This is a genomic window from Sphingomonas sorbitolis (assembly GCF_036663875.1).
Lineage (GTDB): Bacteria > Pseudomonadota > Alphaproteobacteria > Sphingomonadales > Sphingomonadaceae > Sphingomonas.
The window spans coordinates 884865-899700 of record NZ_JAXOJS010000001.1 but is presented as its reverse complement, the minus strand read 5'-3'; the positions used below and the strand labels follow the sequence as shown (position 1 = coordinate 899700).

Genomic DNA, 14836 nt, shown 5'->3' with positions numbered 1-14836 from the left:
CAATAAAAAAGGGGAGCCGTTTCCGGCCCCCCTCTGTAGTTCGCTAATGCAGGTGGCTTAGAACGACATGCGAACGCCCGCATAGTAACGACGGCCGAGCGGATCGTAGACCGACGTATCGGTATCCTGACCGGCCGATGCGCCGATGTCGGCAATAAACGGCGGCTTGTTGTTCAGTAGGTTCGATCCGCCGACATAGAACTCGAAGCCGTCGCTCGTCCGGAAACGAACCTGCGAGTCGAGGTAGAACTGCGGACGGACGCGGTACTGGAGATCGCTGCCCGGGCGGACGAGGGTCAATTGGTCGTCGAGGCTCGACTGGCTCAGCCACGTGCCGGTCATCGTGAAGCCGATGCCCGAGATGTCGTAGCCCGAAGTGATGCTGAACTTGTCGCGCGGCGCGCCGATTTCGCCAGCGAAATAATCCCGTGCGGAGTCAGGCAACGGTACGTTGTAGCCGCTGATCAGGTGCGTGTAGGCGCCGTGCAGCGTCAGATCGCCAGCCAGACCGAGCGACGACAGGTTCGATCGCCAGTCAACTGCAACGTCGATACCCGACGTCTTTGCGCCGCCGCTGTTGCTTGGCGACGTGTTGACCTCGTCAAGCGAACCGGCGCTGTTCGGGCCCGTAATGGCCGGACGGCGAACGATCAGGTCGCAATATTGCTGGATCGCCGAGTTGTAGCACTGGTTCAGGATGAACTGGAGCGGCGTCGTGACGATCGCGTCGTCGATCTTGATGTTGAAGTAATCGACGCTGACGACAAGGTTGCGCAGGCCCGCGACCGAGCGCGGGTTGATGACCACGCCTGCGGTGAACGAATTGCCCTTCTCTTCCTGCAGTGCGGGGTTGCCGCCACCGAAGCTGGTGACGCCCTGGAGATCCGCCTGGTTGACCGCGAACGCACCGTTCGCTGCGATGTTGGCGGCAACGCCTGCCGCGCCGCGGCACTGCGTGCCGAGCGTGCCGGCGGTCGTCGCGGTCACACCGGCGCAGGGATCCTGAAGACCGGTCGGGAAATCCTGCTGGGCAGGCTGGAACAGTTCGTTGACGTTCGGTGCGCGTACCGAGCGTGCCTGCATGACCCGGAAGCGGACGTCCTGGATCGGCGCCCATTCACCGCCATAATTGTAGCTGACCGTGGTGCCGACGGTCGAATAGTTCGACACCCGGACCGCGCCGCGTACCGACAGCGAGTGGAAGAACGGACGGTCCTGAAGCAGCGGAACGATCGTCTCGGCAAAGCCTTCGATCAGGTCGAAATGACCGCTGGTCGACGGCAGCGCGTTGTTACCGTTCAAGCCCTGCTGGGTGAGCAGATCGAACGTGTTGCTGCTGCTCTCGCGGCGATATTCGGTACCGACGCTGAAGCCGACCGGATCGGCACCGAACAGCGAGAACAGCTTGCCCGAGACGTTCGCCCCAGCGACCGTCTGCGTGATCTTCGAACGCAACGAAGTCGGCACCGCAAGATAATCGGCGGCCGGCGCAAGTGCGTTGATGCCGTAGATGTTCGCAGGGACGCAGCCGGCTGCGCGTGCTGCGGGATCGGCGCAGACGATCTGGCCGGTTGCCGGATCGCGGTACGAATTCAGCGCTTGGGTGAACTTGGTGCTGTCATACTGCCCGTTGCCGGTCTGGTTCTCGATGGTCTGGCCATAAATGCCATAGGCTTCGTAGTTGAAGCGATCCTCGAGAAACTTGCCTTTCACGCCGCCGGCGATGCGGAACATGTCGCGCGTCGCGCTGCTCGTGCGGGGACCAAAATCGGTCAGGCGACGATCGAAGTAAATGTCCTTAAGGCCATCTCCGTCGGTGTCGGTCGCCGCGTTGAAGATCGCATCGGGCACATATGGATTGCGGAAAGTCGCCCCGCCGACGATTGTCTGGATCGGCACCTGGCCGCCGGACGCGATGTTGACGAGATCCGAACTGAGCGGGAACGCCTCGATATTGGTGCGCGCCTTGGTCTTGGCGTAGTTGCCCTCGACGAAGAAGTTGGCGGCCGGCGAGACCTCATAGTTCGCGCGACCGGCAGCGAGATAGCGCTCGACCGGCACGGCGAGATAGCGCGAGTCGGAGCGGTTGAAGCCGCCGCAGCTGACCGTGGTGCAGTCCCGCAACGTGTTGTCGGTGCCGTAGCTGAACGTCTGATCGCCGGCGTAGAAGCGGCCGCCCGGGATGAACCCCGACAGCAGGACTTCAGGATCGTTCGGGGTCAGCGACGCACTGGTGCGGTCGATCGCGCTCGAACCGGCCTCGGTCGAGCGGTCCTTCTTCAGGACGGTGCCCTGCTTCGAATAACCGCCGAACAGCATGATGTTGCCGCGACCGTCGGCGAAGTTCTTGCCGGCCAGCAGGTTGATCTGGCGATCTGCGCCGTCGCCATATTGCGAGATGCCCTGCTGTGCGTCGATGTTTAGGCCGTCGAACTTGGTCTTGTAGACGAAGTTGACCACGCCTGCGACCGCGTCCGAACCGTACACGGCCGAAGCGCCGCCGGTCAGGATGTCGGTGCGCTCGAGGAACTGTGCGGGGATGACGTTAAGATCGACCGCGCTGCTGCCGGGAACGCCCGAAACGAATCGACGACCGTTGACGAGAACGAGCGTGCGGTCTTCACCCAGGTTGCGCAGGTTGACGGTGGCGACGCCCGCCGACTGGGTTGCGAAGCTCGAGTTGGTACGGCTGATGCCGGGCGCGCCGAACGTCGGGTTCTGGAGCAACACGTCCTGTACGTTGACCGCGCCGGACTGTCGAATCAGGTCGGCGCTGATCGACTGCAACGGCGAGGCGGCAGTGGCGGATGGCGACGAGATGCGCGACCCGGTTACGACGATATCGCCAGCGGGTTCGTCACCCTGCGCGGCCCGACCGGTCGCCTGAGCGGCGGGATCGGCGGCGGATTGCGCGGTGGGCTGATCGGGAGCCGGCTGCGACGCGGCGGGATCGGTGACGGGCGCTTCCGTCGGCGCGGTCTGGGCGACGGCGGGGGCGGCAATGGCGACAGCGCCGACGAACAGCGTCGTGGCGAGCAGGCGGCGGCGATATGTCTGCATTCTTGAACGTCCTGACTAACGGTTCGGGCGAAACGACAACGTATCTGTCCTTCGCCAATGAGGCGCGCCTAGGCCCGCGAAAGCAGCACTGCCATTGTCTTGCGATGAGCCGCGACCGATTATTGCGCAGTGTTTCTTCCTTGCAACACCGCGACCTAGCTGGGACACGGCCACTGGCCTATCTAATCCGGCGACGCCTCGGTCACAGCGGCGTGCTGCCAGATAACCGGTCGATCGATCGGGCAAGTCGACCGACATGCGCGCGTGAATTTGGCGGCTGCCGGCTTCCCCATCGGCACCGTCGCGCTTAGACGTCTGGCGATGGCTAATCCCCGCACCTTGCCGCTTTCGCGATGATCACGCTTGGCTATGGCGCTGCACTGCTGACGGGGGCGCTGCTGCTGGTGTTCGTCGTCGCTGGCGGCGCGGCGCTGTTCTATGGGCTGCGCGCGAAAAACGGTGCCGCGGACATCGTCGCGGCGAACGCGCAGTTGCGGACGATCCTCGACGGATCGCCGGCGATCGTCACGGTGATACGCTCGGGTGGGCGGATCGAGATGACGCAGCGGATGGCGGACTGGCTTGGGCTGGACGTACCGCCGCGGTCGCTGGCAGAGCTGGCCACCGGCGGCACGAGCCTGTCCCCGGACGATGCCGCGCGGTTGATCGCGGATGTCACTGCGGCGCAGCGGTCGGGGCGGGCCTTCGTTCGCTCGGTCCGGCTGCAGGGTTCGACGCGCGCGATCACGTTTCGCGGGGGCCGAGCCCCCGGCGAGATGGGCGCCACGGGTGCGGTGCTGCTCTGGGCGTTCGACGCGACCGATAGCGAGGCGGAGATCGCTCGGCTTGGGGCGGAAACCGCGCGGCTGGGTGAAGCATATGAGTCGTTGACCGGGCTGATCGAGGCCGCGCCGATGCCGATGTGGTACCGCGCGACAGATCTGCGGCTGGCGATGGTCAACTCGGCCTATGTCGATGCGGTCGAGGGGCGTGACGCTGCCGATGTCGTCGCGCGCGGGCTGGAACTGGTCGAGGGATCGGGGCGCGGCGGGCCACTCGCTGGCGCGGCGGTTGCGCGTGAGCAGGGGCGGCCGCATCAACAGGTCCTGCCGGCGACGATCGACGGCGCGCGCCGGTCGTTGCAGATCTACGACGTGCCGCTGCCGAGCGGCGGCGTGGCCGGGTTCGCGATCGATATCGAGGAACTGGAGCAGGCGCGGTCGGGGGCAAAGCGCTTTGCCGAAGCCCAACGCGCGATGCTCGATCGGTTGTCAGCCGGCGTGGCGCAGTTTGGCGGGGACCGCTCGCTCGTGTTCTGCAATCAGCCGTTTCGGCGGATGTTCGCGATGCGCAGCGAATGGCTCGCCGATCGCCCCGAGTTCGACCGCGTGCTCGAGCGAATGCGCGAAGCCAACCGGCTGCCCGAGGTCCGCGACTTCCCGAGCTGGAAGGCGGAACGGCGCGACTGGTTCATGCAGACGGGCGCGGCGCAGGGCGGCTCGGTTGGCGGGGGGGCGATGGAGGAGAATTGGCACCTCCGGGGCGGCACGCATCTTCGCGTCGTCGCGCAGCCTCTGCCGGACGGCGGCCTGCTGCTGATCTTCGAGGATCGCACCGAGCAGGTCCAACTCGCCAGCGCGCGCGATACCTTGCTGCGCGTGCGGACCGCGACGTTCGACAATCTGTTCGAGGCACTCGGTGTGTTCGCGGCGGATGGCCGGTTGCAGCTTTGGAACAACCGGTTCCGCGCATTGTGGGGGCTGGAGGAAGAGTTCCTCGCCTCGCATCCGCGTGTCGATGCGTTTGCCGAGGCGGCTGGCGCCAAGCTCGCGACGCCGGGGCGGTCCGCGTTGATCCCCGATCTCGTCCGCTCGGCGACAGTCGGACGCCAGCAGCGCGGCGGACGCGTGGCGTTCGCGGATGGGCGGCATTTCGAGTTCGCCGGCGTGCCGCTGCCCGACGGGAATGCGCTGTTCACAATGCTCGACATCACCGACAGCCGGCGCGCGGAGCAGGCTTTGCGGGATCGGGCGAACGCGCTTGAAGCGACTGACAAGGTGAAGACTGCGTTCGTCGCGAACATGAGCTACGAACTGCGCACGCCGCTGACGTCGATCAGCGGGTTCGCGGAGATGCTGCACGGCGGGTACGCAGGCGCAATGACGCCGCAGGCCGAGGGCTATGTCGGGGCGATCCTCGAGTCCGTCGAGCGGCTTGGGTTGCTGGTCGACGACGTGCTCGATCTGACGCGGGCGGAAAGCGATCGAGCGGAGACCGACCGGACAGATGTCGACCTCGCGACCACTGTTCGCGCGGCGGCGGAGACGATCCTGCCGTCTGCCAAGCGGCGGAAGCTCGACTTCGCGGTCGAGGTGGCGCGTTCTACCGGGCGCGTGAACGGCAATCCGAAGCGGTTGAAGGAGGTCGTCGAGCATCTCCTGCGCCACGCGGTCGCGGCAACGCCCGATGGCGGGCGGGTGTTGCTGCACACCGACGGCAATGCGACGTCGGCGCGGATTGTTGTTTCAGACGACGGGATCGGGATGGATGCCGAGGCGGTCGCGCATGCGTTCGACCGATTTGCGGAGTCGAAACCGATGGGGGATCGCGCGCTTGGTCTGGGGTTGCCCTTGGCCAAGCAGTTCGTGGAGGCGCATGGCGGGACGATCGAGCTGGTCTCCGAACCCGGAGCCGGCACGTTGATCACCGTAGAATTGCCGCGGCGATGATTACTGCCACGCCGTCATGCCGGGCTTGTTCCGGCATCCACCGTTCCGCGTGTTCGCCGACCGTAGAGAGTGCTGACGGCTGGACCCCGGAACAGGTCCGGGGTGACGGAGGGTGGTGAGGCTCCTCGATCCGCAAGCGACCGAGGCATTCGGAGCGATGCTCGCAGGACGTGTCCGCCCCGGCGATGTGATCACCCTCGAAGGCACACTCGGCGCCGGCAAGACCAGCGTCGCGCGAGGACTGCTCGCAGCACTCGGCCTCGCTGGCGAGGCGCCATCGCCCAGCTTCGCGATCGTCCAGCCCTACGAGCCGCCCGAAGTCCGCTTCCCCGTCCTCCATGTCGACCTCTACCGGATCGACGACCCCGCCGAGATCGAGGAACTGGCTCTCGACGACGCGCGCTATGATTCGCTGTTGCTGGTCGAATGGCCCGAGCGTGCCGGTCCTGATTATTGGCCGGATGCGCTTCGCTTGAGCCTGACGATCGAGCCGGACGGCACGCGCGGCTTGACAGTAGGAGTCCCGGAAGCTTGGAGGTCGCGATGGCCGACATGACCCCGCCGCCCGGCGCCGCCGCTTTTCTCGACGCTCATGGCTGGGGTGAGGCGCAGATCCTCCCAGTCGCCGGCGACGCGTCGTTCCGGCGCTATTTCCGCGCGGTCGAGGTTGGGCGTCAGGCGATTTTAATGGACGCGCCGCCCCCTCACGAAGACCCGCGGCCGTTCATTGCCATCGCGGAATGGCTGGCCGAGCGCGACTTCGCGGCGCCAGCGATCTTGGCGTGCGATCTCGACCAAGGGCTCGTGTTGATCGAGGATTTTGGCGATATCCGTTTGCGCGAGACCGTCGATGCCGCGCCGGACGAGGAACTGTCGCTCTATGCGCCGGCAATCGATCTGCTGGTGCGGTTGCGCGCCGAGCCGGCGGGACCGGTACCTCCCTATGATCGCGCGGTGCTGAAGCGTGAGGCAGGGCTGTTCGTCGAATGGTATTGCCCGGCGGTCGGGATCGAGCCCGATCTGGCGGGCTGGGACGCGGCCTGGGAGTCGGTGTTCGATCATGCAATCGCCGAGACGCCGGTCACGGTACTCCGCGACTATCACGCCGAGAATTTGATGCTGGTTGGGCCCGAGCGTTCGCTCGGCCTGCTTGATTTTCAGGACGCGCTGGCGGGGCATCCGGCCTATGACCTGGTATCGCTGTTGCAGGATGCGCGGCGGACGGTCGATCCGGCAATCGAGGCGGCAATGCTAGAGCGATATCGCGCGGCGGCGGACGCGGGGGAAGACTTCATGAACGCGTATCATGTGCTCGGCGCGCAGCGGAACGCCAAGATCCTCGGCATCTTCACGCGGCTGTGGAAGCGCGACGGCAAGCCGCACTACGCGACGATGTGTCCGCGTGTCTGGGCGTATCTGGAGCGCGACCTGGCGCAACCGGTGATGGCGCCGGTCGCGGCATGGTTCGAGGCCAATGTACCGGCGGCGTTGCGTGGCGATCCGCTGGTCCTAAGCGCGTGAGCCGCCAGCAGACGATCCGCCCTGTCCCGCGCGGGATCGTGCCTGAGACGGCGATGGTGATGGCCGCGGGCTTGGGCAAGCGGATGCGCCCGCTGACCGCGACGCGCCCCAAGCCGCTGGTGCAGGTCGCCGGCAAGCCGTTGATCGACCACGTCTTCGAGCGGTTGCAGGCCGCCGGGATCAAGCGCGCGGTCGTCAACGTACATTACCTCGCGGACACGCTGGAGGCGCACGTCACCGACCGGTTCGCGGGGATCGATGTCGTGATCTCGGACGAGCGAAAAATGCTGATGGAGACGGGTGGTGGCCTCGTCCAGGCGCGTGGCTTGCTTGGTGATGCGCCGGTGCTGGTGGTGAACAGCGACAATCTGTGGATCGACGGACCAGTCGACGCGATCAAGCTGCTCGCGTCACGCTGGGATGATGCGAAGATGGACGCGCTGCTGCTGATGGTACCGCTTGCGCGTGCGCATAATCACCGCGGACCGGGCGATTTCTACCTCGCCGCCGATGGCCGGATCAGCGGGCGGCGCAAGTCCGGCCGGCTCGCGCCGTTCGCCTATACAGGTATCCAGATTCTCCACCCGCGGCTGATCGCGGACTGGCCGGAGGGGCCGTTCTCGACCAACATCTTCTGGGATCGCGCGATCGAGGCGGGCCGCGCTTACGGTCAGGTCCACCAGGGCCTGTGGTTCGACGTCGGCACCCCCGCCGCGATACCCAGGACCGAGGCGATCCTCGCGGATGGCTGATGTCGCCACGGCGGGTCGTCCGACACTGTACACGATCCCCGCGCACCGGGCGTTTGCGGATGCGCTGGTCGCCGGGCTGATGCGGCAGGCGGGACGCGATCCGCTGGCGCTAGCGCGCGCGCTGGTCGTGTTGCCGAACAACCGAGCGGTGAAGGCGGTGACCGAAGCGTTCGTGCGCGCGAGCGGCGGCGGGCTCGTGTTGCCGAGGCTGGTGGCGCTGGGCGATCCGGAGATGGGCGAGGCGGTCGGCGCCGCGCTCGATCCCGCGGACGATGTCGATCCACCGCTGCCTGCGGTGCCGCCCTATCAGCGGCGCATGATCTTGGCGCGACTGGTGTCGGAAGAGCGGGCGCGGGAAGGCTATCCCGTCGACGCGGCCGAGGCGGTACGGCTTGCCGGCGAACTTGCGCGGACGCTCGATCAGCTGCTGGTCGAGGAGGTGCCGCCAACCAAGTTGCGCGATATCGAGCTCGGCCCCGAACTCACCGAGCATTGGCGGCGCGCGCTGGCGACGTTCGAGATCGTGCTGCAACGCTGGCCAGGCGAACTCGCGCGGCTTGAGCGGATCGATGCGGCGACAAGGCGTTCGGCGTTGCTCGACCGGCTTGCCCAGCGTTGGCGAAGTGCATCGCCTGCCGGGATCGTCTGCGCGGCGGGCGTGACCGATTCCGCGCCAGCGGTCGCGCGCCTGCTCCGCTGCATCGCCGACATGCCGCAGGGCATGGTGGTATTCGCAGGTCTCGACCTGGCGCTGCCGGACGAGGAATGGGCCGCGCTCGGCCCGCACGATCCGAACCCGGTGACTGGGCTCACGCGGCGCTCGATCGAAACGCATCCGCAGTTCGACGCGAAACTGATGCTCCTGCGCATGGGGGTCGCTCGCGGCGAGGTGCAGACGTGGCGCGAGGGTGGCGGGCATGACGCCGATGCGGCGCGTGGCCGAGCGATCGCCAACGCGCTGGCGCCAGCGGATTTCACCGGCAAGTGGACGCAGATCGCGGCGGAGGATCGCCGTTTGAAGGGCGTGACCGCCGCCGAACTCGCGACCCCAGCGGAGGAGGCGCAGGCGATCGCGCTCGTCCTGCGCGAGGCGTTGGAGGTACCCGAGCGGACCGCCGCGCTCGTCACGCCGGATCGTGCCTTGGCACGGCGAGTGGCAGCGCATCTCGGGCGCTGGAATATCGGCATCGACGACAGCGCGGGGCGACCGTTGTCGATCCTGCCACCGGGTACGCTGCTGCTCGCGTTGGCCGAGGCGGCAGCGCAACGCTTCTCGCCGCTCGCGTTGCTGGCGTTGCTGAAACACCCCCTGGTGCGCGCGGGCGAGGATCGCTTGCTATGGCTCGACGGCGCACGCGCGCTCGACCGACGGTTGCGCGGGCCAAGGCCGGCGGCGGGGCTCGACGGGATCGCCGGACATCTGGAGGAGCGCAAAGGCACGGCGGCAACATGGTGGACCGACGTCCAGCCGCTGCTGACGCCGCTGGCGAACGCGTTCGATCAGGGACCGCAGCCTCTGGCGTCGGTGCTCGCCTGCCTGCGCGAGACGGCGCAGACGTTGTGCGGCGACAATCTCTGGTCGGGCCTCGCAGGGCGTGCCGCAGCCGAGTTCCTAGCGGATTTGGAAGCCGAAGCCCCAGCCGGACCGCCGCGGATCGATCCGCGCGAACTGCCGCAGTTGTTGCGAACGCTGCTCGACGAGGTCGCGGTACGGCCGGCACCGGGCGGCCACCCGCGGCTCGCGATCTATGGCCTGATCGAGGCGCGGTTGCAGACGGCCGACGTCATGGTGCTCGGCGGGCTGAACGAAGGCGTGTGGCCGGGGCGGCCTGCGCCTGATCCTTGGCTGGCGCCGCGCATCCGGATGGAGCTTGGCCTGCCGGGGCTGGAGCGGCGGGTCGGCACCGCGGCGCATGATTTTGCGCAAGCTTTGGGGGCGCCGCGAGCAGTGGTCACGCGAGCACGGCGGGACGCGAAGTCGCCCGCGCTTGCGTCGCGGCTCTGGCTGCGGTTGCAGGCGCTCGCAGGCGATCGGTTCGAGCGGGCTTCGGCACTGGAAGGCTGGACGCGAGCGCTAGACGATCCGGGCGAGCATCTCCCCGCCGACCGTCCCGCGCCTTCGCCCCCCGCGCTGCTGCGTCCGAAGGCGATTTCCGTCACCGAGGTCGATCGCCTCAAGGCCGACCCCTACGCCTTCTACGCACGCCGCGTGCTCGGGCTGATGCCGCTCGACCCCGTCGACGCCGACCCCAGCGCAGCGTGGCGCGGGACGGCGGTGCACGACATCCTCGAGCAATGGTGGAAGCAGGACAACTGCACCGTCGACACGCTGCGACAGCGAGCGAAGGCGATGCTCGACGATGAGCGCACGCACCCGATGATGCGCGCGCTGTGGCAGCCGCGCCTGCTCGAGGCGATCGACTGGATCGCCGGCGCGATCGTCGCACAGGGCGAAGACGGCCGGACGGTCGCCAGTGCCGAGGGCAAGGGCAAGATCGAAATCGCCGGCGTAACCCTATCGGGCCGCTACGACCGCATCGACAAGCTCCCCGACGGGCGCCTGGCCGTGATCGACTACAAGACCGGCAAGCCGCCTTCGCCGACCGCGGTGCGCGCCGGCTACAGCCTGCAACTCGGCCTGCTGGGCCTGATCGCCGAGCGCGGCGGCTTCCCCGACGTCTCTGGCACCGCGGGCGCGTTCGAATATTGGTCGCTCGGCAAGAAGCGCGACGCGTTCGGCTATATCGAGAGCCCGGTCGATCCCGAGGGCAAGCGCGACAAGATCCCGACCGCCGAATTCACGTCAATCGCCGCGCACAACTTCACCGAAGTCGTCGGCGAATGGCTGACCGGCAGCGCCGCGTTCACCGCCAAGCTCGTACCCGAATACGCCCCCTATGCCGAGTACGACCAGTTGATGCGACGCGACGAATGGTATGGCCGTGAGCGGTGACGCGCTCGCCACGCTGCCCCGGCTGAGAGGCGCGCAGGCCGATGCGAGCAACCCGGCCTCGCACGTCTGGCTGTCCGCGTCGGCGGGTACGGGCAAGACGCAGGTGCTGGCGGCACGCGTGTTCCGGCTGCTTTTGCGCGGGGTCGATCCCGGCGCAATCCTCTGCCTGACCTTTACCAAGGCGGGCGCGGCGGAGATGGCGCAGCGGATCAACGGGCGACTCGCCGCATGGGTGCGGATGCCCGCGCCAGCGCTGGCGGCGGACCTGATCGCGCTCGGCGAGAGCCCGGTCCAGGCGTTGCAGGACCGTGCGCGCACCCTGTTCGCCAAAGTGCTCGACGCGCCGGGCGGGGGCTTGCGCATTCAGACGATCCACGGATTTTGCCAGGGGTTGCTCGCGGCGTTCCCGGTCGAGGCCTGTTTGACGCCGGGGTTCCGTCCGCTGGAGGCGCGCGAAGAGGCGGGGCTCGCGCGGGAAGCATTGGCGACGATGCTGTCGGACGCCGAGCGCGAGGGCCGCGAACGCCCGGTTGAGATCGTCGGTCGACTGTCGCTGCGGATGGGCGAGGGTGGGGCGGAGGCGTTCCTGCTCGCCTGTGCCCGTGCGCTGCCGGCGCTGGAGGCGCTGCCAGTCGGGATCCAGCCATGGCTCCGCCGCGAACTCGGGCTTCCCTCCGGCGATATCGACGAGGCGATCGCGGAGTGGTGCGACGCGCTCGACCTCGACGCGATCGCGCGCATTGCCGCGGCGAACCGCGCGTGGGGGACCGCTACCGGCCAGGCCGCGGCGGCGACCGTGCAGCGGTGGCTCGAGTCCGAGGATCGCGCAGCGACGTTGGACGAGCTCGCCAGCGTCGTGCTCACCGGCACAGGCACGCAGCGCAAAGCCTCGAAAAAACTGATCGATGCCGAGCCCGATTACGAGGTGCTCGCGCGCGATCTAGGTGAGGCCTGCACCGACGTCCTGTCGATGGTCCAGCGCGCGACCTATTGCGATCTGCTCGCCGACGGGCTCGAGGTCGGGCGCGATTATGCTCGGGGCTATGCGTTGGCCAAGCGGCGCGCAGGCGCGGTCGATTTCGACGATTTGATCGCGACGACGGTGGCGCTGCTCGACCAGCCGGGGATCGGCGAATGGGTGCGCTACAAGCTCGACCAGGCGACCGAGCATTTGCTGATCGACGAAGCGCAGGACACTAACGGCCATCAATGGCGGATCGTCCGCGCGCTGGCGGACGAGTTCTTCGTCGGCCGCGGCATCTATGCGCCATCGACGCGGACGCTGTTCACGGTCGGCGACTACAAGCAGGCGATCTTCGGGTTTCAGGGGACCGACCCGCTCAATTTCCAGGCCGCCGAACAGTATTTCGGCGGGCGTGCGAGCGAGGCGGAAGGCGATGACGACTGGCCCGAGGAGGAGCGCGGGCTCCCCTTGGCGCGACTGTCGCTCCGCCACTCGTTCCGATCGACGCGAACCGTGCTGGAGTTCGTCGATGCGGCGATCGACGCGATCGGCGAGCCGGGACTAGGCATCGCCGGCGAGGTCGAACAGCACGCCAGCGAGGTCGCCGGGCCAGGCACCGTGACCTTGTGGCCACCGGTATCGGCTGGCGGCAGCGAGGACGACGAAGAAGGCTGGGTCGACGACGCGGTCCGCAAACTCGCGAGCGATATCGCCCGCGCGGTGAAGGGCTGGCTCGCGTCCGACACGGGGCTCATGCTGGAGAGCAAGGGGCGGCGGTTGCGGCCCGAGGACGTGATGATCCTGGTCAAGCGGCGCGGTGACCTCGCCTCGCTGATCGTCGCGCGGCTCTATGCCGAGGGCGTGCCGGTGGCGGGCGTCGATCGCCTGCGGCTGAACGCGCCGCTCGCGGTGCAGGATCTGCTCGCGACGATCCGCTTCGTGTTGCAGCCGGAAGACGATTTGAGCGTCGCGGCGTTGCTCGTCTCCCCGCTGATCGGCTGGACGCAGGACGAGTTGATGGCCGCCGCCCCGCGCGAGGCCGGGCCGTTGTGGCGCCACCTGCAACGCACGCAACCCGCGGTTAGGCTCGCCCCTTTGCTGGCGATGCTCGCACGCGCGGACATCGCCACGCCGTATCAGTTCCTGGAGGAGCTGCTGTCGGGTCCGCTCGATGGCCGGCGGAAGCTGATCCGCCGGCTCGGAACCGAGGCGCGCGATCCGATCGAGGAACTGCTCAACGCCGCGCTGACGTTCGAGAGCACGACGACGCCGTCGTTGCAGCGCTTTCTCGACTGGTTCGATCGCGGCGATGTCGAGATCGTCCGCGATCCATCCGCGCCGCTCGACGCGGTCCGGGTTATGACCGCGCACGGTGCGAAGGGGTTGCAGGCGCCGCTGGTGATCCTCGCGGATGCAACGGCGGATCCGTCGGCGGCGCCGCGCTCGATCCTGAAATGGGCGCCCGAGCCTGGGGCTTCGCCGATCCCGGTATTCCGCCCGCGCTCGAGCGAGCGTGGCGGGCCGCTGGATGTGGTCGTATCCGCGGCCGAACAGCGCGAGTTAGAGGAGCATTGGCGGCTGTTCTACGTCGCCGCAACACGCGCCGAAGAGCGGCTGGTGATCGTCGGTGCGCTCGGGCCGCGCGCGAAGGGCGTGCCGCCGGAGAACAGCTGGTACGCTGCGGCCGATCGGGCGCTGACGACACTTGAGGTGCCGATGGGCGAGGGCGCGCGGACGTTCGCCGGGGTCGAACCCCAGCCTGCGGTGATCGCCAAGGCTCCGGCTTCGGTCGAGAGTGCGGCTAATGCGCAGCTGCCGGCTTGGGCGCATGAACCCGCACCGCAAGAAGCGCGTCCGCCTCGTCCGCTGTCACCGTCTGCGCTCGGTGATGACTCGGTGTCCGATCCACCGCCGACTCCAGCGATGCTCATCGCAGCGGAGCGGGGCAGACTGATCCATGCGCTGTTCGAGCGGCTGCCGGCGGTTGCCGCCACCGACCGCGCGACGGCAGCCGATCGCTGGCTGGCGAAAGCAGGCGGCGTCGACGATCCCGCCGCACGGTCCGAAATCATGCAGAGCGTGGTTGCAGTGCTCGACGATCCGCGCTTCGCCGAGCTGTTCGGCGCGGATACGTTGGCCGAAGCGCCGATCGCCGCGACCCTCGCGAACGGCATGGTCGTGTCGGGTACGGTCGATCGCCTGCTGATCGAGCCAGACCGCATCCGCGTCGTCGACTTCAAGACCGGTCGACGCGCACCACGCGGCCTCGACGACGTGCCGGAATACCATCTGAAGCAGATGGCCGCCTATGCCGAAGCCTTGGGCGTTATCTTTCCGGGGCGATCGGTCGAGGCAGCCTTGCTGTACACGGCCGGACCGCGGCTGATCGTGCTTAACGACGAGACGCTGGCCGCGAACAAGCCGCACTATCGGCCCACGGAGCAAAGCTAGCGCCCCGGTGGTTGAGCGCACACGCGAGCGACCTTAGATACGATTCAACCAAGGAGAATTCACGATGGCGACCAAGCAGATCACCGATGCCAGCTTCGATGCGGACGTACTGAACGCCGACGGCCCCGTGCTCGTCGATTTCTGGGCGGAATGGTGCGGCCCTTGCAAGATGATCGGGCCGTCGCTCGAGGAGATTTCGGAAGAGCTCGGCGAGAAGGTGACGATCGTCAAACTGAACATCGACGACAACCCCGACGCGCCGGGCAAGTACGGCGTCCGCGGCATCCCGACGATGATCCTGTTCAAGGGCGGCGCACCGGCGGCAACCAAGGTCGGCGCAGAGCCCAAGGGTCGGCTGAAGGCCTGGCTCGAGGGTGAACTGGCCTAAGCTATACGTGGATCCGTC

8 protein-coding genes are annotated in these 14836 nt (G+C 67.6%); 7 read left to right on the top strand and 1 reads right to left on the bottom strand.

Features of this window, described 5'->3' with window-relative positions; genetic code table 11:
- Positions 1 to 57 precede the first annotated feature (57 nt).
- Positions 58 to 3060, bottom strand: coding sequence for a TonB-dependent receptor plug domain-containing protein (locus tag U1763_RS03675; protein ID WP_332754162.1), 3003 nt, complete (start codon positions 3058 to 3060; stop codon positions 58 to 60).
- Between the two features lie 353 nt (positions 3061 to 3413).
- On the opposite strand from U1763_RS03675, the gene U1763_RS03670 reads away from it, so the two are divergent.
- The 7 genes from U1763_RS03670 to trxA all read left to right on the top strand — a co-directional run bounded on the left by U1763_RS03670 (position 3414) and on the right by trxA (position 14818).
- Complete coding sequence (locus tag U1763_RS03670) at positions 3414 to 5789, top strand: PAS domain-containing sensor histidine kinase (RefSeq protein ID WP_332754161.1); 2376 nt, start codon at positions 3414 to 3416, stop codon at positions 5787 to 5789.
- Positions 5790 to 5904: 115 nt separating this feature from the next.
- Positions 5905 to 6345 carry a tRNA (adenosine(37)-N6)-threonylcarbamoyltransferase complex ATPase subunit type 1 TsaE gene (gene tsaE / locus U1763_RS03665; RefSeq protein ID WP_132739821.1) on the top strand — a complete coding sequence of 147 codons (441 nt, stop codon included), beginning with the start codon at positions 5905 to 5907 and terminating at the stop codon, positions 6343 to 6345.
- Positions 6342 to 7310, top strand: a complete 969-nt coding sequence (locus tag U1763_RS03660; RefSeq protein ID WP_332754406.1) for an aminoglycoside phosphotransferase family protein — start codon at positions 6342 to 6344, stop codon at positions 7308 to 7310. The genes tsaE and U1763_RS03660 overlap by 4 nt, the downstream gene beginning before the upstream one ends.
- A gap of 53 nt (positions 7311 to 7363) precedes the next feature.
- Complete coding sequence (locus U1763_RS03655) at positions 7364 to 8062, top strand: nucleotidyltransferase family protein (protein WP_431358261.1); 699 nt, start codon at positions 7364 to 7366, stop codon at positions 8060 to 8062.
- A complete protein-coding gene (gene addB, locus U1763_RS03650) occupies positions 8055 to 11015 on the top strand; it encodes a double-strand break repair protein AddB (RefSeq protein WP_332754160.1) in 2961 nt (986 codons plus the stop codon). The genes U1763_RS03655 and addB overlap by 8 nt, the downstream gene beginning before the upstream one ends.
- Positions 10999 to 14430 carry a double-strand break repair helicase AddA gene (gene addA, locus U1763_RS03645; RefSeq protein WP_443026872.1) on the top strand — a complete coding sequence of 1144 codons (3432 nt, stop codon included), beginning with the start codon at positions 10999 to 11001 and terminating at the stop codon, positions 14428 to 14430. The genes addB and addA overlap by 17 nt, the downstream gene beginning before the upstream one ends.
- A 64-nt stretch (positions 14431 to 14494) precedes the next feature.
- A complete protein-coding gene (trxA, locus tag U1763_RS03640) occupies positions 14495 to 14818 on the top strand; it encodes a thioredoxin TrxA (protein WP_332754158.1) in 324 nt (107 codons plus the stop codon).
- Positions 14819 to 14836 lie beyond the last annotated feature (18 nt).